16 protein-coding genes and 1 tRNA gene are annotated in these 23,469 nt (G+C 35.0%); 10 read left to right on the top strand and 7 right to left on the bottom strand.

From position 1 onward, the window contains the following. The first annotated feature begins 120 nt into the window (after positions 1 to 120). Entirely contained in the window at positions 121 to 1,434 is a 1,314-nt protein-coding gene (locus CA2559_RS01410) for an NAD(P)/FAD-dependent oxidoreductase (protein ID WP_013186045.1), read from the top strand. Next, positions 1,431 to 3,332 carry a 4Fe-4S dicluster domain-containing protein gene (locus CA2559_RS13920; RefSeq protein ID WP_013186044.1) on the top strand — a complete coding sequence of 634 codons (1,902 nt, stop codon included), beginning with the start codon at positions 1,431 to 1,433 and terminating at the stop codon, positions 3,330 to 3,332. The genes CA2559_RS01410 and CA2559_RS13920 overlap by 4 nt, the downstream gene beginning before the upstream one ends. Before the next feature lie 45 nt (positions 3,333 to 3,377). Here the strand turns inward: CA2559_RS13920 and CA2559_RS01400 are convergent. Beyond that, positions 3,378 to 3,450 (bottom strand) — tRNA-Gln (locus CA2559_RS01400). A gap of 175 nt (positions 3,451 to 3,625) precedes the next feature. Between CA2559_RS01400 and CA2559_RS01395 the strand changes: the two genes are divergently transcribed. After that, positions 3,626 to 6,955 carry a glycosyltransferase family 117 protein gene (locus CA2559_RS01395; protein ID WP_013186043.1) on the top strand — a complete coding sequence of 1,110 codons (3,330 nt, stop codon included), beginning with the start codon at positions 3,626 to 3,628 and terminating at the stop codon, positions 6,953 to 6,955. A 119-nt stretch (positions 6,956 to 7,074) separates the two neighbouring features. Continuing rightward, complete coding sequence (locus CA2559_RS01390; RefSeq protein ID WP_013186042.1) at positions 7,075 to 7,731, top strand: polysaccharide deacetylase family protein; 657 nt, start codon at positions 7,075 to 7,077, stop codon at positions 7,729 to 7,731. Positions 7,732 to 7,737: 6 nt separating this feature from the next. On the opposite strand, the gene CA2559_RS01385 is transcribed toward CA2559_RS01390, so the two are convergent. Genes CA2559_RS01385 through CA2559_RS01375 form a run of 3 tightly spaced genes read right to left on the bottom strand, consistent with a single transcriptional unit; the run spans position 7,738 to position 9,991 of the window. After that, positions 7,738 to 8,034 carry a thioredoxin family protein gene (locus tag CA2559_RS01385; RefSeq protein ID WP_013186041.1) on the bottom strand — a complete coding sequence of 99 codons (297 nt, stop codon included), beginning with the start codon at positions 8,032 to 8,034 and terminating at the stop codon, positions 7,738 to 7,740. Between the two features lie 54 nt (positions 8,035 to 8,088). Then, positions 8,089 to 9,309 (bottom strand): metallophosphoesterase, encoded by a 1,221-nt coding sequence (locus CA2559_RS01380; RefSeq protein ID WP_013186040.1) that lies wholly within the window; start codon positions 9,307 to 9,309, stop codon positions 8,089 to 8,091. 52 nt (positions 9,310 to 9,361) lie between these two features. Further along, positions 9,362 to 9,991, bottom strand: a complete 630-nt coding sequence (locus tag CA2559_RS01375; RefSeq protein WP_013186039.1) for a metallophosphatase domain-containing protein — start codon at positions 9,989 to 9,991, stop codon at positions 9,362 to 9,364. Positions 9,992 to 10,045: 54 nt separating this feature from the next. Here CA2559_RS01375 and CA2559_RS01370 point away from each other — a divergent pair, with 54 nt between their 5' ends. Beyond that, complete coding sequence (locus tag CA2559_RS01370; protein WP_148232763.1) at positions 10,046 to 11,554, top strand: hypothetical protein; 1,509 nt, start codon at positions 10,046 to 10,048, stop codon at positions 11,552 to 11,554. Here CA2559_RS01370 and CA2559_RS01365 read toward each other — a convergent pair. Continuing rightward, positions 11,544 to 12,374 carry a universal stress protein gene (locus CA2559_RS01365; RefSeq protein WP_013186037.1) on the bottom strand — a complete coding sequence of 277 codons (831 nt, stop codon included), beginning with the start codon at positions 12,372 to 12,374 and terminating at the stop codon, positions 11,544 to 11,546. The two genes, CA2559_RS01370 and CA2559_RS01365, sit on opposite strands and share 11 nt — an antisense overlap. 153 nt (positions 12,375 to 12,527) lie before the next feature. Between CA2559_RS01365 and rimP the strand changes: the two genes are divergently transcribed. The 3 genes from rimP to infB are packed head-to-tail and all read left to right on the top strand — an operon-like array spanning position 12,528 to position 17,115. Continuing rightward, positions 12,528 to 12,989 (top strand): ribosome assembly cofactor RimP, encoded by a 462-nt coding sequence (rimP, locus tag CA2559_RS01360; protein WP_013186036.1) that lies wholly within the window; start codon positions 12,528 to 12,530, stop codon positions 12,987 to 12,989. 8 nt (positions 12,990 to 12,997) lie between these two features. Beyond that, positions 12,998 to 14,230, top strand: a complete 1,233-nt coding sequence (gene nusA / locus CA2559_RS01355; protein WP_013186035.1) for a transcription termination factor NusA — start codon at positions 12,998 to 13,000, stop codon at positions 14,228 to 14,230. A 53-nt stretch (positions 14,231 to 14,283) separates the two neighbouring features. Further along, complete coding sequence (gene infB, locus CA2559_RS01350) at positions 14,284 to 17,115, top strand: translation initiation factor IF-2 (RefSeq protein ID WP_013186034.1); 2,832 nt, start codon at positions 14,284 to 14,286, stop codon at positions 17,113 to 17,115. A 78-nt stretch (positions 17,116 to 17,193) separates the two neighbouring features. Here infB and CA2559_RS01345 read toward each other — a convergent pair whose 3' ends face one another. Together CA2559_RS01345 and CA2559_RS01340 are read right to left on the bottom strand one after the other, a co-directional pair. Next, positions 17,194 to 18,114, bottom strand: coding sequence for a T9SS type A sorting domain-containing protein (locus tag CA2559_RS01345; RefSeq protein ID WP_013186033.1), 921 nt, complete (start codon positions 18,112 to 18,114; stop codon positions 17,194 to 17,196). 217 nt (positions 18,115 to 18,331) lie between these two features. After that, on the bottom strand, positions 18,332 to 18,724 hold the full coding sequence (locus CA2559_RS01340; protein WP_013186032.1) for an SPOR domain-containing protein: 393 nt from the start codon (positions 18,722 to 18,724) through the stop codon (positions 18,332 to 18,334). A 220-nt stretch (positions 18,725 to 18,944) separates the two neighbouring features. On the opposite strand from CA2559_RS01340, the gene CA2559_RS01335 reads away from it, so the two are divergent. Together CA2559_RS01335 and CA2559_RS01330 are read left to right on the top strand one after the other, a co-directional pair. After that, on the top strand, positions 18,945 to 20,279 hold the full coding sequence (locus CA2559_RS01335; RefSeq protein WP_041240844.1) for a c-type cytochrome: 1,335 nt from the start codon (positions 18,945 to 18,947) through the stop codon (positions 20,277 to 20,279). Between the two features lie 57 nt (positions 20,280 to 20,336). Then, positions 20,337 to 23,450 (top strand): TAT-variant-translocated molybdopterin oxidoreductase, encoded by a 3,114-nt coding sequence (locus tag CA2559_RS01330; RefSeq protein WP_013186029.1) that lies wholly within the window; start codon positions 20,337 to 20,339, stop codon positions 23,448 to 23,450. The last annotated feature ends 19 nt before the right edge of the window (positions 23,451 to 23,469 follow it).

Below are 23,469 nucleotides of genomic sequence, written 5' to 3'. Positions count from 1 at the left end.
TGTTCTACCTTTTATAACCATTCTAAATACTAAATGTGGTCTTAAGTTTTTATCTTTAATGACGACCTACATTAATATATATTTCAAAAGCAGTGTCAAATACTGCAAAACTCACCTTGTATGAAACACATTGTTATAATTGGTAATGGTATATCTGGTATTACTGCAGCAAGACACATCAGGAAACTATCAGATTATCGTATTACTGTTATTTCTTCAGAAACTGAGCACTTTTATTCACGTACGGCATTAATGTATATTTATATGGGACACATGAAGTATGAGCATACTAAACCATACGAGGATTGGTTTTGGGAAAAAAATAGAATAGAATTAAAACAAGGCTATGTAGTTTCAGTTGATACTGAAAATAAACAACTTCAATTTAAAAACAATGATCTTTTAGGCTATGATAAGTTAATATTAGCAACAGGCTCTCAAACGGCTACATATGGTTGGGAAGGTTTAAGTTTAAATGGTGTGCAAGGTCTAGTTAATATTCAAGATGTTCAAGCTTTAGAAAATAATACAGAAAACTGTAAACACGCTGTAATTATTGGTGGAGGCTTAATAGGAGTGGAGTTGGCAGAAATGCTTTCAACTAGAAAAATTCCAGTTACCTTTTTAATTAGGGAGTCTTATTTCTGGAATAGTGTTTTACCTGAAAATGATGCAAAACATATTTCTGAGCACATTCTCTCACACGGCATTTCTTTAAAGCCTGAAACTAATCTTGACAAAATACTTGGTGATAACAATGGGAATGTTAGAGCTGTTCTTACAGATTCTGGTGAAGAAATTTCCTGCGATGTTGTAGGGATTTGCACTGGAGTTAAGCCTAATATTAATTTTTTAGAAGGTTCAGGTATTGCAACAGATAAAGGGATTTTAGTAAACAGAAAATTAGAGACCAACGTTAAAGATATTTATGCAATTGGAGATTGTGCACAGCAACATGAAGCTATAGGATATAGAAAACCTGTTGAGGCTGTTTGGTATACAGGAAGAATGATGGGTGAAACTGTAGCACAAACAATTTGTGGAAAAACCATGCCATATAATCCTGGAAATTGGTTTAACAGTGCAAAATTTTTTGATGTAGAGTATCAAACTTATGGTTGGGTATTTAATGATGAAAATAAAAAAGAAGGTGAAACCCATTTTCATTGGAAAAATCCAGAAGGAAACCAGTGGTTAACAATTGCATATCACGAAGAAACTCTTAAGTTTTTAGGTATAAATACGTTTGGCATAAGAATGAAACACGAAACGTTTGATTCTTGGTTAAATGAAAATCAAAATGTTGCTCATGTGGTGGACAACTTGCGTAAAGCCAATTTTGACCCTGAGTTTTATAAAAAATTAGAAAGTAATATTCAAATATCTTTCAAGAATCATTTGTCTTCAAAAACAACTAACACAACAAAGCTATGAGTAGAATAGAACATAACATGTCTCTTACGGGAGGACAACCACCAAAAGCATTAAATACCATTCAAAAAATTAGTACTGCTGTAGGTGTTGTTGGTTTGGGGATTTTACTTTTAGCACTCCTAAACGTTAATTTTCCGAACAAAACTATAGCATTGTCACTATCGCTTCTAATGATGCTGGCAGGTATCGTAGCTTTTTCCTATGGAGCTTATTCTAATAAACATGAAGGTATTAAAAATGATGGTGTCATGTTTAAATCAATTACCAGTCGCGGTTTATGGGGTTGGATATTAGGCATTGCTATGACTGGGTTTTATGTTGTACTATATTTTTATCCGCAATATTTAGGCTTGGTAAGTGATGGTGATAACACAGGAGTAATAGCTTTATTTGACCCATTAAGTAAATTGTTAAGCGGTAATCCAGCAAGCCAATGGTTTTTGTACGGTACACTCTATACATTAGCCATCTTTGCATTCGGAATAAAATTTATTTGGAAATATAGAAATAACACCTATGAAGTAGTAAGAACCATTTCTGTAATGTTTTTTCAAACTGCTTTCGCATTTATAATACCGGAAATACTAGTAAGATTAAACCAGCCTTATTATGATTTTAAAAACATTTGGCCATTAAATTATGAGCTGTTTGCTGGGTATAAGATAGATGAATTTTTAAGCGCTGGAAACGTTGGGCTTATAATGCTCATCTTTGGGCTTCTTTCAATATTTGTTATCACTCCAATACTTACCTATAAATATGGAAAACGTTGGTATTGCTCTTGGGTATGTGGTTGTGGTGGTCTGGCAGAAACAGCTGGAGATCCTTTTAGGCACTTGAGTGATAAAAGTCAAACTGCTTGGAAAATTGAACGTTGGGTAATACATAGTGTTGTGGTTTTTGTAACCGTAATGACGGTAGCGGTGGTGTTTTCTTATTTGCAAGGAAATGAGTCTAGCTCGATATCAGAATGGAGTAATCTGGATAACAAAGTCGTCTTTATGAGTGAAGAAGGCGACAAGCCTATTGGTGATAAAATTTTAGCTGCTCAACAAGCCAATGCAAAAGGTGTTGTGTTTATAAATAAATCAAGCAGCACACCAACTATTCAAAGTAGCGTGCCTTTAACAATAGATTATATTGTTGTAAATGAAGCTGAGCAGGAAGAGGCTTTAAAAAAGGCTAAAAATGGTGAGAATGTAGTGTTGCAAAATGCATTAGTACAATCTCCAGATTTTGAAGTAGCTGCCAATCAAGATGTAAAAGTGTATGATGATTTCTTAATAAGTAAAGAATTCTTTATTTGGTTTATTGTAATTCTACTAACACTTGTTTTTGGTTGGGCTATGCTTTTTAAAAGAGAGGAATTAGCTAAAGATGCCCAATATGGAGCAATAGGTTATTTTGTAGTGGTAATATCATTATTGCTAATTACATATTTTAGTTCACCAGGTAAGTTATTTTTGTTTGATGCTTACCAATTAAGAAAAGCTTACGGATTTTTAATTGGAGCCATTTTTAGCGGTGTTATAGGTGTAGGGTTTTATCCTATATTCGGTTCACGTGTTTGGTGTCGTTTTGGGTGTCCAATGGCAGCTATATTAGGCTTTCAGCAGCGTTTACTTTCTAAGTTTAGAATTACCACAAACGGAGGGCAGTGTATTTCTTGCGGAAACTGCTCTACATATTGTGAAATGGGGATAGATGTTAGAGCATATGCTCAAAAAGGGGAGAATATTGTAAGGTCTTCTTGTGTTGGTTGCGGTATTTGTTCTGCCGTATGCCCTAGAGGTGTATTGAAATTAGAAAACGACTCTATGAATGGCCGTATAAATTCAAACGATATTTTATTGGGTAATGATGTTAACTTAATGGATTACCTAAAGCAACACAACTAAAAATAAGGCATAAAAAAACTCCGAGTATAAACTCGGAGTTTTTTGTTGGCCCACTAGGTCTCGAACCTAGACTCTTCTGTACCAAAAACAGACGTGTTGCCAATTACACCATAGGCCAAAATTACTAAGCGTTGTGCTTTTTTGTAATTGAGAGTGCAAATTTAAAACATTTCTTGAATATTCCAAACATACTTTCAAAAAAATATTTTTCTAAAATAATATGAATTTGGTTGCGTTGTCTACCTAATCAGGTTGAATTTAGTAAATTCGCCAATTACCTATTTAATTATACTATGAAAGATTTCAACTTTTCGAAGTGGAACACTATACTTGGCTGGTTTGCATTTGCAGTCGCATTAATTACTTTTACCCTTACGGTCGAGCCTACAGCTAGTTTTTGGGATGCAGGTGAGTATATAGCAACAGCCTCTAAGTTAGAAATAGGGCATCCGCCAGGAGCGCCATTATACCAAATGTTAGGTGCTGTGTTTTCTGTGTTTGCTCTAGAGTCTTCGCAAATTGCACTAATGGTAAATATGATGTCTGTTTTGGCAAGTGCATTTACTATTCTTTTTATGTTCTGGTCTATTTCTATCTTAATAAGAAAAATTTCAGGAAAAGCAGAAACACTTTCAGCAGGTCAAAAAACAGCAGTTTTAGGAAGTGCGTTAGTAGGTTCATTAGCATTTACATTTACAGATAGCTTTTGGTTTAATGCAGTAGAGGCAGAGGTATATGCAATGGCAACCTTTATCCTTTCAGTTATATTTTATGTAGGCTTGCTTTGGGAGCGCGATATGTTAAAGCCAAGAGGTAACCGTTGGTTAATTCTTATTTGCTTTATAGTAGGATTGTTGTTTGGTGTTCACTTTATGGGTCTTTTAGCAATTCCAGCAATAGGATACCTTTACTTCTTTAAAAATTACAAAGAGGTTACTGCAAAAAACTTCATTATAGCAACGGTTATCATTGTGGCTATACTAATGTTTATATTTAAATTACTTCTGCCTTATAGCTTAAGCTTTTTTGCTATTTCTGAGGTGTTCTTCGTTAACACTATTGGTTTACCATTTAATTCAGGAACTATAATTGCGTTATTGGTTGTAATTGCAGGATTTTATTTCGGTATTACTTATACACGTAAAAAGGGTTTTGTTCATGTAAACACCTTGCTGCTTTGTGTTCTCTTTATTTTAATAGGATTCTCTAGTTGGACAATGTTGCCTATACGTGCCAATGCAGGAACGGTTATAAATGAAAATAATCCAGCCAATGCAAGAGAGCTTTTAGCCTACTATAACAGAGAGCAGTATGGCGAATCTCACTTATTTTATGGGCCGCAGTTTACAGAAATGTATAGTGGATTAGATGAAAACAATCCATATTCTGACGCTAAACCAAAATACGAGCAAGATGAAAAAACTGGCAAGTATGTTATCGTTAATGATTGGGAGAATGCTAATCAAAATTTAGATGATAATCATAAAGGGTTTCTGCCTAGAATGTGGAGTCCCGAGCATAAAGCTAATTATCTTGGCTTTATAGGAGAACTTGAGTTTACCGTAAAACCTGAATACAGAGATCAACAAGAACTTTTAAATGCAGTTGCAGATGTAAAGACTAAATATGCTTTAGGACAAATAGATGCAGAAGATTATGATCAATTCCTAACCCAATTTGGGCAATATTTAGATATAGAAAAACCAAGCTTTGCAGCCAATATTGGTTATATGATCGAGTATCAATTTGGATATATGTATTGGCGTTATTTCATGTGGAATTTCACTGGTCGTCAAGATGATGTTCAAGGTAAGATGGATGACCTTCACGGTAATTGGCTAAGCGGTATTAAGTTTATAGATGAGTTACGTTTAGGTTCACAGGATAACCTTCCGTCAGACGTTAAGAATAATAAAGCCCGAAACACATATTTTTTCTTGCCATTCCTTTTAGGATTACTAGGGTTAGTATTTCAGTTTACTAAAGACAAAAAGAATTTCTGGGTACTCTTGGTATTTTTCCTATTTACAGGACTAGCGTTAAAAGTGTATTTAAATGAACGTCCTTTCGAAGTGCGTGAAAGAGATTATGCGTTGGTAGGATCATTTTACGTGTTTGCAATGTGGATTGGTTTTGGAGTATATGCATTATATGATATGCTAAAGGACAAAATCACTACTAAAATGTTAGCGCCTGCAGTTACAGTAGTATGTTTATTAGCCGTTCCTGTAGTGTTAGCCTCTCAAAACTGGGATGATCACGACAGGTCAGACAGATATACAGCTCAAAGTATGGCTAAAATGTATCTTGACTCTTGTGATGAAAATGCCATTTTATTCACCATCGGAGATAACGATACATTTGCACTTTGGTATGCTCAAGAAATAGAAGGCTATCGCAGAGATGTACGTGTGGTAAATACAGCTTTGTTTGCTACAGATTGGTATATAGATCAAATGCGTCGTAAAGCCTATGAGAGCGACCGCATACCTACAACTTTAGAGCATAAGAACTATGTATATGGTGTAAACGATGCCGTTTGGTATCAAAAAGATCCAAGAGTAAGAGATACATTGCTAATTAAAGATTGGATAAAGTACATAAAGAGTGACAATGAAACCACAAAGGCAGAATTAAGAAGTGGCCAAATAGTTAATACATTTCCAACTAAAAACTTAAGACTGCCAGTAAGCGGATCAAATGCTATTGAACATGGTATTGTAAAAGAAAAAGACAGAGAGAAAATAGCACCTTATATAGACATTACATTAAAAGGTGATATAATTTATAAGAACAGACTTATTATGCTAGATGTAATAGCTAATAATGAGTGGAAACGACCAATTTACTTTACAGGTGGTAGTTATGGAGATGATGATTATCTATGGATGAAAGATTACCTTCAGTTAGATGGTATGTGTTATAAACTTGTGCCAATACGAACGCCAATAGACAAAAGGAACCCTTACGATATGGGACGAATAGATACAGATAAAATGTATAATATCGTTAAGGAATGGGATTGGGGTAATGGTAATGATCCAGATATTTATCATGATCCAGAAACACGTAAAAATGGTTTAGTTTACCGTAGTAACCTTGCTAAACTTATAGAAGAGCTAATTAAGGTGAAAGACTTTGAGCGTGCAGAAGAAATGTTAGACTTGGGTATGGAACAAATGCCGGTAGACTATTATGGCTTTTACACATTATTAGAGCCATTCATAAGTGGTTATTATGAAATTGGTAAGCCGAAAAAAGCTAGAGATATTTGGAGGCAAGTTGCCACTAAATATCAAGAGAATTTAACCTATTACTCAGGATTTAAAGAGTCGAGACAATTTAGGTATGCAGAAGACATCATAACAGATATTGAGCGTTACAGAAGCTTGGTAGATATACTAATTATATATCAAGATGAAGAATTAGTGAAACCAGAAGCAGAGAAATTTAATAATTACCTTAGGCTGTTCCGTCACTTTTATGGTGAAGATGAAGAAATGAATCCTGAAGAAGAGCTTACTCCAGAAGAGCAGCAGTATATTGAAGGATTTGAGCAAGAATTTGGTACAGAAACAACTCCTAAAATTGATTCTGTAAACAATTTAGACTCTATAAACTAGGGCATTCCCCAAACTCTGGTTTGGGGTCAGGCTTTTACTACTCACTTTTTTAAAACAAGAAGATGTTTTAAAAAGAGTTTAAACATGCCATTTAATCCTTAATGCAAAATTAATAGGATATGACATTACCATACATTCCTAAACTTGTACAATGGTGTTTCCCTAAAAGAATTTGGCATTTTTCCAGAAAAGAAAAAAGTATCTATCTCACTTTTGATGATGGCCCTATACCCAAAGTTACGCCTTGGGTATTGCAACAATTAAGTACTTACAATGCAAAAGCTACATTTTTTTGTATTGGAGAAAACATTAAAAAACATCCTAAACTTTTTAGTGAGATAATTTCAAAAGGTCACGCAATAGGTAATCATACTCAACATCATTATAATTGTAAATCAACAGAACATCTCAAATACATAAATGACGTTAGTTTATGTGAATATGAAATTCACACTGCTTTGGATAAGGAAAAGGAGCCTATTGTAACCACAAAAAAGTTATTTAGGCCACCATATGGTAGGTTGTCTCTAAGAGCTTCAAAAACGCTTAGGAAACTAGGATATAAGATTGTAATGTGGGACGTGCTAAGTGTAGATTATAATGCTGCAGTTTCTAAAGAAAAATGTCTTGAAAACGTTTTAAGACACACAAAAAATGGAAGTGTAATTGTATTTCACGATAGCTTAAAGGCAGAAAATAACTTGAGATACGCTTTACCAAAGGTTTTAGCGTACTATTCTGAAAAAGGGTATGCTTTTAAAGCAATTAAAGATTAAGAAAATCTAAACGTACTCTTTTACCAAACCAATTAGAGTGTTGGCATCTTGTTCTCCGCTTTGTCTCCATTTCATTTCACCATTCTTATATATCATAAGAGTAGGTAGTCCTTTAACACGTAAAGCTTCAGCAAGTTCTGAGTTTTTATCTACATCTATCTTTATAACTTTGGCACTGTCGCCTAAAGCAGCAGCAACATCTCGAAGTACGGGATGCATTGCGGTAGATTGTTCGTTCCATTCAGTATAAAAATCTAATAGAACAGGAATATCGAGGTCAATAAGTTCTCCAAATTTTGACATAGCAATTCAAAATGATTGGTTATAGTAGGTAAATGTACAAAATTCGTACAAATATTAAGCATCTTTGGCTTTAAGCGTAATTACAGTAATTTCTGGCCAAATACCAACGCGACCTGGATATCCTAAATACCCAAAGCCTCTGTTTACATTAATGCGTCTTCCTAGCTCTTCATAAATACCTGCCCAATTCTTATAACGATATTGTACAGGACTCCATTTTATTACGCCAGGAATTTCAATACCAAATTGCATACCGTGTGTGTGGCCACTTAAAGTTAACTGAAAATTTTTGGGATTAGATTTAATGTTTTGTTGCCAATAGCTTGGGTCGTGACTCAATAAAATTTTAAAATCTCTTTCAGAAAGTCCTTCAGATGCTTTTTCGATATCACCATGTTTTACAAAACCACCAGCGCCCCAATTTTCAACACCAACAATTTTAATACTGTCTTTTCCGCGTTGTATGCTTCTGTGTTCGTTTAACAATAAATCATAACCCATTTCCTTTTGAATGTTTTTAAGATTTAAAAGGTTTTCGGCTTTTTCTTTTTCATTAGCCCAATCAACATAATCACCATAGTCGTGGTTTCCTAGTATCGAGAACACACCATCTTTGGCTTTAAAACTCCCAAAAAGTACTTTCCAAGGATCCATTTCAGATGCTTTATTATTTACCATATCTCCAGTAAAGAAAATAGCATCACTTTGTTGTTCGTTAATAAGGTTTACAGCGTATTTTATCTTTTCAAAATTATCAAAGCTTCCAGAATGAATATCGCTTATTTGAGTAATTTGGTACCCATTGAAAGCTTCAGGCAAATCGTCAAAACTTAGTTCGTACTTTAAAACTCTAAAATTGTATTTACCTTGTATCATTCCGTATAATAATGATGCAAATGGTATTGCTGCAATTCCCAAGGCAACCTGACTTATAAATTTTCTTCTTGAGGGTATCGTAAATGAAGTTTCGGTAGAAAAGAATCGGTAGTACGTTGCTACAAAAAAGCGAATAATATCTTCGCCAAACATAAAGATGACTAAAATAAGTTTTGGTGCTAGCATTGCAAGCATTAAACCAAAGGCATAGCTTCTGTTGCCACTTACCACACTACCTTCCTGTGGTACAATATTTTGAAAAATTAAGTTACCTACAACCAATAATGAAAGGATAAGGTAACTGTAGTGCCAAATTTTATTTGGAGTAATTGTCTTTAATGCCTGAAAAGCATAAATATCTATTAATATATAGATGACAATAAATATGAGCCAACGCATAAGTTATTTTTTATTGAATTTAGTAGTAGCTTGGTTTTAAGAAGCCTTACAGTTACTCCAGCAAATCTTTAGATGAAACGTCTAAAATTATAGGAGGATTAAAATATCTGCCAGTGCTATCTACAGAGCTAGCATTAACAAAGATGGTGTTTTTAATTCTTGTGAGACCATAGGCATCGTGGACATGACCAAAGATGTGATACTTTAAAGATAGTTTGTCTACACGTTTAGCTAAAACCTTGTCGCCTAAGTGAAAGTTCCGATCGTGTAAGTCTAAAATTTCATATGGTGGTACATGAGAAATAAGTATATCTGTTTCTTTTGGGATGTCATTCCAGTAAAATGGCTCTTTAAATGCCCATCGTGTTAAGCTAGGGACTTGTGGTGTACCCCAAAAATTAATATTCCCAAGTGTAAGAGCTGAGTTGTGCAAATAATGAACTCCTTTAGGTAGGTTTTCTGTAAACTTTTTTAGATCTATATCCTCAAGATAGTAGTCATGATTACCTGCAATAAATACTTTATGGGTGTGTGGCAAACTTGAAAACCAGCTTATAAACTGTGAAACTTCGCGTTTAGTGCCACCTTCGGTTAAATCTCCAGCGTGTATAATAATATCGCCATCTGGAATTATGAGATCATCTTGCCTGTTGTGTGTGTCTGCTATGCAAACAATTTTCATAGGATTGCTTTTGTAGTCTTGTTACTTAAAATATTACCTTTAGCTAAAAATATTTTGAAAAAATACATAAAAGCCATTCTGGTAATCTTAGGAGTTTTATTAGTCCTGGTAATTGGAGCAAATTATTATGCAAAACTACAACTAAAAAAAGCGTTAAGTGAGGTCTCTGCTAAAAACGACTTTTCTTATGAAACTTTAGATGTTAATGTATTATTAGGTAAGGTTTCTATAGATAATGTGAGCTTTAAATCTAAAAGTTTCGAGCTTGAATCTCCTTCTATAAAGTTAAAAGGTTTTGGCTATTGGTATTATATAACAAGTAAAGATGTTAGTGTAAGCACACTTCAAATAGATGCGCCTAAATTAAAAGTGATAAAAGGAGCAGAAAAAGACACTGTCACTTCAACTAAGAATCAGTCTTTTGAAGGTGATGTTTCAATAGGTAATATAAAAACATCAAATGGATATTTAGACGTCATTAATGAAGGTGACGAAAAAAACATTTCGATTAAACTATCTAACATTAATCTTAAGTCTTTTAAAACTTCTCAGGAAATATTAAAAAATGGCTTGCCATTCAATTACAAAAGCCTTTCGGGATCTTTAGATAGTGTTTATGTAAAGATGAATTTTTATCAAGATTTAAAAGTACAATCAATTAAGATTGAGGATAATAATTTTAATGTAAATAACCTGTCGATTACACCCAAATATGAGCGGGCAGAATTTCAAAATGTGATTCCCTATGAAAAAGATCTAATTACTCTTAATGTGCCAGAATTAAAACTTAATGATTTAAAAATAGACACATTAAATGATAAGTTGTCTTTAAAGACTCCAAGCATCGTTGTTGTAAATGCAGACTGTAATATTTATAGAGATAAAACACATACAGATGATGTAAGGATAAAACCTATGTATAGTGAAATGCTCAGAAATTTAAACTTTGGTCTTGATATTAATACCTTAGAAATACAATCGAGTAAGTTGGTTTATGAAGAGCGAGCAGAAGGCACTAAAAAAATAGGCAAAGTGTTGCTTGAGAATTTAAACGCTACAATTAAGGATATAAATAATACTTCAAAAAATGATGGAGGTAAACTTACTACAGCAAACATCTCTACAAATTTTATGGGAACATCTCAATTAAACGTTAATTGGCAGTTCGATATTAATAATCTAAATGACACATTTAATATTAAAGGTGAAGCAAAACAAGTCTCAGCAGATGCAATGAATATGTTTTTTGTGCCAGCAGTCAACGTTAAGGCAATAGGAACATTAAATGAGTTGTATTTTAACTATTCTGGAGACAAAAATGACGCCCTTGGTGATATGCGTATAGATTATAGCACCTTTAAGGTAGAGGTTCTCAGGAAAGATGGCTCTAGTGAAAATAGATTACTAAGCGGTATTGTAAATTTATTTTTAGACAATAACGAAAAAGATGGTAGAGTAACAAAACAAGATGTTTCTGTTACTAGGGATAAAACTAAATCTTTCTGGAATTATTTTTGGCTTTGCATACGCAATGGAGCATTGCAATCGCTTACTAAATCTTAAATGTAATTACAGGACGTTTGGCGTGGTTAACAATATCTTCGCTCAAGCTTCCATTAAAAAAGTGGGCTAAACCTTTTCTGCCGTGTGTAGATATGCCTATTAAACCAGCATCTATACTTTGGGCGTAATTTAAGATTCCTTCTTCTATAGTACGATCATTGTATATGTGTAAATTAAACGTCTTAGATTCCATGCCTTCTAAGAAGTTGCTCATTTTCTTTTCTGCTTCTTCGGTAGTTTTAAATTTGTTGGCGGTGTTTATGTACACTAAGTGAATGTTGGCATCTATTTTATTTGCAAACTTTACAGCCTCATTAAAGGGTCTTTTGGTTTCTTCAGAAAAGTCTGTTGCAAAAATAAAATTATCAACTCTAAAATTTGGAATCTCTTGCTTAATCACTAGCACAGGAATCTCAGAATATCTTACAACCTTTTCAGTATTACTACCAATAAACATTTCTTTAAATCCTGTTGCGCCGTGAGATCCCATAATAATAAGGTCGCAATCATGTTCTTTACTTACTTCCATGATACCATCAAAAGCTTCGTGAAAGTGAACGGTTTCATGTACTGTAACACCTTCTAAATAATCACTTGCCAAAACCTCTTCAAAGCGCTTATGGGCTAATTTCATGAAAAACAAAGACTCTGGTAAGTTTTGAGAATTGTTATTGCTTGTAGGGTCTATTAATTGCATAGGTAGCTCTAGCATATGCAACAAATAAATATCTGCATTGTAAGTTTTGGCAAATTGTGCAGCAACCTTTAAGGCGTTTTCAGCTTGTTCAGAAAAATCGGTAGGGACAAGTATATTTTTCATAAAAAATTGGATTAAGTTGGATATTAAAGTTACAAAATAATTACGTGATTATTAAGGGTTTTGAAAACCAAAAAGAATTCTTATATTTGCGCCATTGAAAAAGGTAACTAAATCAATGAGGGGACGAAAAGTCCCCTCTTTTTATAACCAAAAATGTTGAAGGAAAAGGTAGATAAGTTATTGCAGGCAGTTTTAGACGACAATCCGTCACTGTTTTTAATAGATTACAACATTACTAATGATAATAGTATTGGCATCTTAATAGATGGAGATAATGGTGTAACTGTAGAAGATTGTATTACTGTAAGTCGTGCAATTGAGCATAATTTAGATAGAGAAGAAGAAGATTTTTCACTAGAGGTAGGATCAATAGGAGCAACTGCTTCGCTAACATTGCCTAGGCAATATGTTAAAAATATTGGAAGAGTCCTAAGTGTGAAAACTGAAACAGAAAAAATTGAAGCAGAACTTGTGTCTGCAGATGATAATGAGATAGCCTTAAAGTGGAAGGCTAGGGAGCCTAAGCCGGTAGGAAAAGGAAAACATACTGTAGAGAAAGAAGCGGTAATTCCTTATGAAAAAATTGTAGAAGCAAAAGTTATGATTAAATTCTAAGCAAACAAATGGAGAATATTGCATTAATAGAATCGTTTTCTGAGTTTAAGGACGACAAGCTTATAGACAGAGTAACACTCATGGCTATACTTGAAGAGGTCTTTAGAAGTGCTTTAAAACGTAAGTTTGGTGAAGATGATAATTTTGATATTATCATTAACCCAGATAAAGGCGATTTAGAGATATGGAGAAACCGTGTAGTGGTTGAAGACGGTATGGTGGAAGATGATAACTCTGAAATTTCATTAACTCAGGCTAGAAAGATAGAACCTGATTTTGAAGTAGGAGAAGATGTGTCTGAAGAAGTTAAGCTTATCGATTTAGGAAGACGTGCTATTTTGGCATTACGCCAAAACTTGATTGCTAAAATTCACGAGCACGATAACACAAATATTTACAACCAATTTAAAGAATTAATTGGAGAGATGTACTCGGCAGAAGTACATCACATACGTCATCGTGTAGTAATTTTATTAGATGATGAAGGCAATGAGCTTATCATGCCTAAAGACCGCCAAATACCTTCAGATTTTTTCAGAAAAGGAGAAAGTGTACGCGGTGTAATAGAAAGCGTAGAATTAAAAGGAAATAAACCTGCAATTATTTTTTCTAGAACATCTCCTTTATTTTTGGAGAAATTGTTCGAACAGGAAATACCAGAAGTTTTTGATGGCTTAATTCAAGTTAAGAAAGTTGTGCGTATTCCTGGAGAAAAAGCAAAAGTAGCTGTAGATTCTTATGACGATCGTATAGATCCTGTTGGAGCTTGCGTTGGTGTAAAAGGATCACGTATTCATGGCATAGTTCGTGAATTAGGAAATGAAAATATAGATGTAATTAACTACACAAGTAACGACCAATTACTTATAAACAGAGCGCTAAGCCCTGCAAGAGTTACATCTGTAAAGCTTAATTCAGAAACCATGCGTGCCGAGGTTATGTTGAAGCCAGAAGAGGTTTCAAAAGCCATTGGTCGTGGAGGGCACAACATTAGATTAGCTAGTCAATTAACTGGTTATGAAATAGATGTGTTTAGAGAAGGTGTAGAAGAAGATGTAGAGTTAAAAGAATTCTCAGATGAAATTGATGCTTGGATCATAGCCGAATTTTCGAAAATTGGTTTAGATACAGCAAAAGCAATTTTAGAGCAGGATTTAGATGACTTGGTACGACGTACAGATTTGGAAGAAGAAACCATTCGTGAAGTCGTCCAAATATTAAGAGAAGAATTTGATCAGTAATTAATCCATACTTTTCAAAAAAACAAATAAAAGGGATAACTTAGAGGCAATTTATGGCTGAAGCAAGAACAATGCGATTAAACAAGGTGTTGCGAGAATTTAATATTTCTCTAGACCGTGCTGTGGAATTTTTAAAAGAACACGGTCACGAGATAGACGCGCGCCCAACAACCAAGATTTCTGGAGAAGTCTACGATGTCCTTTTTGACGAGTTCCAAACAGACAAGAGCAAAAAGCGCGAATCAAAAGAAGTAGGCGAGGAAAAACGTAAGGAGAAAGAGCGCCTTAGGTTAGAGAGAGAGAAAGAGCAAGAGGAAAAGGAGAGAAAGGCAGAAGTTGTTCGTGGTAAAGCAAGTTTAGATGGTCCTAAGCAAGTAGGTAAGATAGACTTAAATAAAAAGCCAGAGGCAAAAGAGGAAACTCCAGAGCCTGTAAAAGAACCTGTTAAAGAAACGCCTAAAGAAGAAGCTAAGCCTGAACCAAAGAAAGAAGTTGAGGTTGTAAGGGCTGGCGCTAAACTTTCTGGAACTAAGCAAGTAGGTAAGATAGATTTAGACGCTCCTAAAAAGCCAGTGGCTAAAAAAGAAGCGCCTAAAAAAGTTGAGCCGAAAAAAGAAGAACCTAAAAAGGAAACTCCTAAAGTAGTAGCTAAAGAAGCTCCAAAAAAGGAAGAAGCTCCTAAGCAGGAAGCTGTAAAAGAAGAAACTAAAGATGCTCCAGAGGCATCTAAAGACGATAATAGAGTAACTACTAACTATAAAAAGTTAGATGGTCCTAATTTTACAGGTGAGAAGATAGATCTTTCTCAATTTAAAAAACCTGCTAAAAAGAAGGACGATAAGAAAACCTCAGATAACTCGCCTAAAAAGCGTCGTCGTCGTATAAGTAAAGATACAAGGCCATCTTCTAGAGGTGGTGCCAACAAAGGTGGTAATAACAGAAGAGGCGGCGGTAAACGTCAAATCGTTAAAGAAGAACCTACAGAGGCAGAAGTACAAAAGCAAGTACGTGAGACTCTTGAAAAACTTCAAGGTAAGTCAAACAAAGGTAAAGGTGCTAAGTACAGAAGAGATAAAAGAGACCAACACCGTACTAAATCTGAAGAAGATTTAGCACAGCAAGAAATTGAAAACAAAACATTAAAGGTAACAGAGTTTGTTACAGTTAGTGAAGTTGCTATAATGATGGATGTTCCTGTAACAAAAGTTATTTCTGCGTGTATGACGTTAGGAATGATGGTTACAATGAACCAGAGGCTAGATGCTGAAACATTAAGTATTGTTGCAGACGAGTTTGGTTATGAAGTTGATTTTGTAAGTGCAGAAGAAGAAGAATCTATAGAAGAATTTGTAGATGCACCAGAAGATTTAGTTCACAGAGCACCAATTGTAACGGTAATGGGACACGTAGATCACGGTAAAACATCGTTGCTGGATTACATTCGTGAAGAGAACGTAATTGCAGGTGAAAGTGGTGGTATTACACAGCACATTGGAGCCTATGCGGTTGAGTTAGAAAGTGGTCAGAAAATTTCTTTCTTAGATACGCCAGGTCACGAGGCCTTTACGGCAATGCGTGCACGTGGAGCGCAAGTTACAGATATTGCAATTATTGTAATTGCTGCAGATGATGATGTGATGCCTCAAACAAAAGAAGCTATTTCACACGCACAAGCGGCAGGTGTGCCAATTATATTTGCTATAAACAAGGTAGATTTACCAACTTCTAATCCAGAAAAGATTAAAGAGAAGTTAGCAAGTATGAATTTGTTAGTTGAAGATTGGGGTGGAAAAATACAATCTCATGATATTTCAGCTAAAAAAGGTACAGGTGTAAAAGAGCTATTAGAAAAAGTATTACTAGAAGCAGAGATATTAGAACTTCAAGCAAATCCAACGAGATTAGCACAAGGTACTGTTGTTGAAGCATTCTTAGATAAAGGTAGAGGATATGTGTCTACCATACTTGTTCAAACAGGAACACTTAAGATTGGAGACTATGTACTAGCCGGAACTAATTCTGGTAAAGTAAAAGCAATGCAAGATGAACGTGGTCATATTGTTAAAGAGGCAGGACCTTCTACGCCAGTTTCCATACTTGGTTTAGATGGAGCACCTCAGGCAGGTGATAAGTTTGTTGTGATGGAAGATGAGCGTGAAGCTAAGGATATTGCTTCTAAGAGAACACAATTACAAAGAGAGCAAAGTGTTAGAACACAAAGACATATTACCTTAGATGAAATAGGTCGTCGTATTGCTTTAGGAGACTTTAAAGAACTTAATATAATTCTTAAAGGTGATGTTGATGGTTCTGTTGAAGCATTAACTGATTCTTTCCAGAAGCTTTCTACAGAAGAAATTCAAGTTAACATTTTGCATAAAGGTGTTGGAGCCATCACAGAAAGTGATGTGTTATTAGCAAGTGCTTCAGATGCTATTATAATAGGATTTAATGTTCGTCCTGCAGGAAATGCAAGACAAGTAGCAGATCAGGAAGAAATAGACATCCGTACGTATTCAATTATTTATGACGCTATAAATGATCTTAAAGATGCGATGGAAGGAATGTTGTCTCCAGTGATGAAAGAAGAGATTACAGGTACAGCAGAAATCCGTGAAACATTCAAGATATCTAAGGTTGGTACTATTGCAGGTTGTATGGTAACTACTGGTAAGATTTACAGAAACTCTGGTATTAGATTAATTAGAGATGGTGTTGTTGTCTTTACTGGAGAATTAGATTCTCTAAAACGTTTCAAGGATGATGTTAAGGAAGTATCTAAAGGATATGACTGTGGTCTTCAGGTTAAAAACTACAATGATATTAAAGAAGGTGATATTGTAGAAGCTTATCAAGAAGTAGCAGTAAAGAAGAAGCTTAAATAATATAAAATCATTTAAGAATATAATAAAAACGCCTCAAAGTACTTTGAGGCGTTTTTGCATTTAAGATATTGGTTATGGTTAGAGCTTTATAATGCATTTTGTAATTGTTCCTTCCTCAGCTTCAAAATTCATAAAATAAATACCACTTTTTAAATTTGTCATATCTAGTTTAAAATTGTTTTCAAGGTTGTAAGTATACTTATGTAATACTAGTTTACCAGTTACGTCATATACATTCACCATTTTTGGTGAAATAGTATCTTCAAAAGAAACTGTAGCTTCATTATATATTGGGTTAGGAAATAGTGTAACAGCATTACTTAATTTTTCTGTTCCTGTATTAAGTATTTCAGTTGCGCTTATAGATACAACAAAATTGTTTGAAGCTGCACCTATAATGCGTCTCGCGCAAGAACTTGTACTTGCTGTACTGCAGGAAGAAAATGCATTAATTTCTGTTAACGCATCAGAACCTGTCATAGCTATACCATTTAATACGCCATTTATGTTGTCGCGTTGAGAGTTAAACATAACCCATATTGTATCATCAGTTTCAGATGAAATGTCAACATTAGGCATGTCTATAACAATAGGGTTTGCTGCAGTTGGAGCAGATGTTAGGTTTATGGTCACTTCAGAGCCTTCTATTAAGCTACCAGCGCCATCTGCGCCACACATGCCTTCAGAACCACTTGAGCCGGTTACAGGGCAATCTGTATATAATCTTACGGTAAACTCGCCAGGTATAAATGCAGTATCTGTAGTTACAAAACACGATATAGTTATTTGATTAATAATTCGTGCTGTACCTGCTAGCTGTACGCCATCTCCAGAAAATGTTCCGATGCCATTATCTGCACTCGATATTGCTACTCCTAATGCAACGCCACTACCATTATCTATAGCCTCGTAAATAACTTCTGAATCTTGTGAATAGGTCTGTTTTGTTACTCCAATAATAAGAGCAATTACCATAAGTTTTAAGTATATATTTCTCATATTTTAAATTGTTTATAAAAGAGAAATATATACAAAACTAAGACTGCGTAGTAGGCTTTAGTTATTAATTAACTAACAGATTGTCAGTTATCTATGATATAAGTTTTTAGTCTTAAAGTATAATGCGTGTTCAGTAAAATAAGTATGAAATAGGATCAAAAAAAAGCGATCAATATATGTATACAGACCGCTTTAAAATTTGATATCGAATATGAGTCTAGCCTCTTTCTGGTTTAAAGATAAAAGCGCTAGGAAATTGCTCTTTTATTTTAAGTAAAGCTCTATCTGCTTCAAGTTTATTTCTAAAATTCCCTACCCAAACTTTATAGTTAGGGGTTTCGTAAACAACTTCTGATGGCCACTCGCCAAACTTAGATCTAAAACTTGTAATTGTGTTACTTGCTTTTTGATTGTTTCCATAGTAAAGTTGAATCTTGAAACGCTCTCCAAGCTCATTATTTTTACTCATATCGATACGTTTTTCTAGTAATTGAGGAAGTTTGGCGTCCTGTTCAACCTTAATATTGCCTTGTTGTGCAATGCTAATTTGGCTACTAACCAATATGAAAAACAATGTTTTGTATAAAATCTGTATATTTAATCTGCTCATTTTGAAAAGTATTTGATGCAAAAGTAACCTAGGTAGAACGAATTTTAAGAGTAATTTATTATTTAGATTTATTATAAATTATTAATTATCGTAGCTGTTACATTTCCTAAAAGGTCTTTAAGTATTACTTTTGTGCCTGATTTTAAAAGGGCGTTAACTATATATTTTAAATAGCTTAAAGCTAAAATCATACCAATCTCGAAGATAATTGAACGACGATATGAAACAGGTGTCAACCCGCCATCAACTACTTAAAACGCTGTTACTCACTTTGGTGTTTTTTGTATCATTATCCACAAATTCATTTGCGCAAGCGCAGGCCGATCCAGTTCAAACTGGTGAAGAGCAGGTACAAGATGAAGGCGCTGGAGATCCGGCAAAAGGAAAAGAATTATTCAACTCTTTGTGTGCAGCTTGTCATAAGCGTTACAAAAACGCAACAGGTCCAGCACTAAACGGTGTGACAGATCGTCACGAACGTGGTTGGATTTACGAGTGGGTAAAAAACAATGCAGACTTAAGAGCTTCTGGAGATGCAGAGGCTATTGCAATTTTTGAAGAATGGGGTGGTTCTGTAATGAACAACTTCCCTCAACTTTCTAACAACGATATCGATAATATCCTTGCTTATGTTGAGGAGCCTAAAGCAGAAGCGCCAGTTAATACGGGTTCAACTGGAGGTGGTTCTTCTGAAGGTGGTAATGGTGTTTCGAATAATCTTGTATTGGGTATTCTTGCATTTGTGTTGTTAATGTTGATTTCTGTATTATTCTTAGTTAATAAGACATTAAGAAGATTTGCAACGGAGCAAGGTGTTGCCTTGCCGGTTAAGGAAAAAAGAACTCCTATTTGGAAATCATTTATAGAAAATCAATTCCTAGTATTAGTTACGGCGGTATTCTTACTGTTAGCTAGTGGGTATTTTGTGTATGGTTATTTTATGCAAGTTGGTGTAGATCAGGGTTACGAGCCAATTCAGCCAATTCATTATTCGCATAGAATTCACGCAGGTCTTAATGAGATAGAGTGTAAGTATTGTCACTCGTCTGCTAGAGTTTCTAAGCATTCTGGTATTCCATCATTAAATGTTTGTATGAACTGTCATAAGTCTATCTCTGAGGTAGCTGATGCTTCTAGTGAGTTTACTTCAGTTACGGATGAATATTCTAAAGAGTTTTATGACAATGAGATCCAAAAGCTTTACGATGCTGTAGGATGGGATGGTCAAAAATATACTGGTGAAACAAAACCGGTAAAATGGGTGCGTATCCATAACTTACCAGATTTTGCTTACTTTAATCACTCACAGCACGTATCTGTTGCGGGAATAGAGTGTCAGAAATGTCACGGTCCTGTTGAGGAAATGGAAATTATGAGTCAGCACTCGCCATTAACTATGGGGTGGTGTATTAACTGTCATAGAGAGACAAACGTTAAGATGGAAGGTAATGCTTATTATGAAAAAATTCATGAAGAGCTAGCTAAGAAGTACGGTGTAGAGCAAGTAACTGCTGCAGAAATGGGTGGTTTAGAGTGTGGTAAGTGCCACTATTAATATAATATAAAGTCCTGATTTGTACTTTAAACAAATCACCAAAAAACAATAATGCATATGTCATCAAACAAGAAATACTGGAAAAGTGTTGAGGAGTTGGAAGATTCCAATCCAGTGGTTGAGACGCTTCGTCAAAATGAGTTTCCATCAGAGATTCCTACGGATGATTTCTTAGGGAATGATAAAACGATGGAGAATTCGTCTACATCACGTCGTGATTTCTTAAAATATGTTGGTTTTAGTACGGCGGCAGCCTCTCTTGCAGCTTGTGAGGGTCCTGTTATTCGTTCTATTCCTTATGTAGTGCAACCTGAGAGTATTGTTCCTGGTGTTGCAAACTACTATGCCTCTACAATAGCAGATGGTTTCGATTTTGCTAGTGTTTTGGTTAAGACTCGCGAAGGGCGTCCTATTAAAATAGACAGAAACCTAGAAGATGGAGCTGTTGGATCTGTAAATGCTAGGGTTAACGCATCAGTATTATCGCTTTATGATAATAATCGTTTAAAAAGACCAATGGCTAATGGTGAAGCGGTTTCTTGGGAAGCGTTTGATAAGCAAGTTGGTGATAAATTAAATTCTTTAGGAGGAAAGCAAATTGTGTTGTTAACACAAACATTTGCTAGTCCATCTACAGATAGAATTATTAAAGAATTTTCTTCAAAATACGCTAATGTAAAGCATGTTGTTTACGACACGGTTTCAGATGAAGCTGCTTTAAATGCTTTTGAAGGGAGATATGGTTCTAGAGCATTGCCTAATTATGACTTCTCTAAAGCTGAAACTATTGTTTCTGTTGGAGCAGATTTCTTAGGTGATTGGCAAGGTGGAGGAAATGACAAAGGCTATGCTAAAGGTCGTGTTCCTAAGAATGGGAAAATGTCTCGTCATATTCAGGTAGAGGCTAATATGTCATTGTCTGGTGCTAATGCAGATAAGCGTATTCCTGCAACGCCATCTCAACAAAAAGCAATTCTTGCTGCCATGTATGGTTATATTGTTGGAGGTTCAACTAGTGGTCTAGATGCGAAATTTGATGATGCAGTTGTTAAAGCTGTTTCTCAATTAAGAAATTCAGGTGGTAATGCTGTTGTGTTAACGGGTCTTCAAGATGAAGATGCGCATACTCTCGCAATGGCAATAAATGAAAAGCTTGGTAGTATTGTTATGGATGTTAAGAATCCTAAAATGATACGTCAAGGTAATGCAAAAGCTGTAAAACAGCTTGTAGTGGATATGAATTCTGGTGCTGTTGGCGGCTTGCTTATTGCTGGTGTAAATCCTGCATATAGCTTGCCAAATGCAAAAGAATTTATAGAAGGATTAAAAAAGGTTGATGTCGCAGTGTCGTTCTCTTCAAAAGAAGATGAAACAGCAAAACTTTGTGACTATGTTGCTGCTACACCTCACTATTTAGAGAGTTGGGGAGATGTGCAAATGACTAAAACTCATTTTAGTTTAATGCAACCTACTATTAAACCTTTGTATGATACACGTCAATTTCAAGAGACGTTAATGCAATGGTCTGGTAACACTACTAAATACTATAAATACATTAAAGATACTTGGAGTTCTGTTCTAGGTACTACATCTTGGAGCGACGCATTACACGATGGTGTTTTTGTTTCTTCGACAGTAATATCGGCAGATGATTCAGCTGTTGCTTCTCAAGAAGAAACAGAATCAGTTCAGTCAACTTCGGCTTCAACAGCAGCAAGACGTTTAGCGCAGTCTGCTACTAATTCAGGAAGTGGATTAGAGTTAACACTTTATACTTCAACTGCATTAGGAGATGGTCAACAGGCAAACAATCCTTGGTTGCAAGAATTCCCTGATCCAATAACTAGAGCATCTTGGGATAACTATTTGTTAGTTTCTAAAGCAGATGCAGATAGATTAGAGCTTAAAAATACTCACGTTGCAAATGGAGCGCTTAACGGAAGTTATGTAACGATAAAGGCAGATGGTGTAGAGCTAAATAATGTACCTGTAATTATCCAACCTGGACAAGCAATAGGTTCTGCGGCATTAGCTTTAGGTTATGGTAAGAAGGAAAGTATTCAGAAAGAAATGCAAACAGGTATTAATGCATACCCTTTATATAAGGATTTTAATACCGTACAAAATATAAGTATATCTAAAGAAAGCGGTATGCACGAGTTTGCTTGTGTGCAGCTTCAAAATACCTTAATGGGTCGTGGTGATATTTTAAAAGAAACCACGTTAGAGATATTTAACACAAAAGATAAGCACGTTTGGAATAAAATGCCAGAAGTGTCTAAAGATCATATTGAGTATGATGTAACTTCTCCAGAAGTTGATCTTTGGGATGAATTTGATCGTTCAGTAGGACATCACTTCAATCTTTCTATAGATCTTAACTCCTGTACTGGTTGTGGGGCTTGTGTAATAGCTTGTCATTCAGAAAACAATGTTCCTGTAGTAGGTAAAGAAGAGGTTCGTAAGAGTCGTGATATGCACTGGTTGCGTATAGATCGTTACTATTCTTCTGACATGACTGAGGAAAAAGCTGAAGAAGAAGGATATAGTGGTGTTGGATTATTTGGTGACGGTGTTACAGATATGTTTACTGAAATGGAAGATCCATCTGCAGTAAGTCCTCAGGTAGTTTTTCAGCCTGTAATGTGTCAACATTGTAATCACGCACCTTGTGAAACTGTTTGTCCTGTTGCGGCTACATCTCACGGTCGTCAAGGTCAAAACCATATGGCTTATAACCGTTGTGTAGGTACGAGATACTGTGCTAACAACTGTCCTTATAAAGTAAGACGCTTTAACTGGTTCTTGTATAATAAAAATGATGAGTTTGATTATCATATGAATAATGACTTAGGTCGTATGGTATTAAATCCTGATGTGGTTGTACGTTCTCGTGGTGTTATGGAAAAATGTTCTATGTGTATTCAAATGACACAAAAAACTATTTTAGATGCTAAACGTGATGGAAGAGCTATTAAGGATGGCGAATTTAAAACAGCTTGTTCTGCAGCTTGTGAAAGTGGCGCATTAGTCTTTGGCGATATTAATGACAAGGGTAGTGAGATTAACGAGTTGAAAGAAGATGATCGTATGTATCATTTATTAGAAAGTGTTGGTACAAAACCTAATGTGATGTATCAAACCTTGGTAAGAAATACCAAAGAAGCTTAAACCAATTACAAAATTAACT

Origin of the sequence: Croceibacter atlanticus HTCC2559 (assembly GCF_000196315.1) — a bacterium.
Lineage (GTDB): Bacteria > Bacteroidota > Bacteroidia > Flavobacteriales > Flavobacteriaceae > Croceibacter > Croceibacter atlanticus.
The sequence above is the reverse complement of the archived record's forward strand: the minus strand, read 5'-3'. Positions and strand labels throughout refer to the sequence as shown.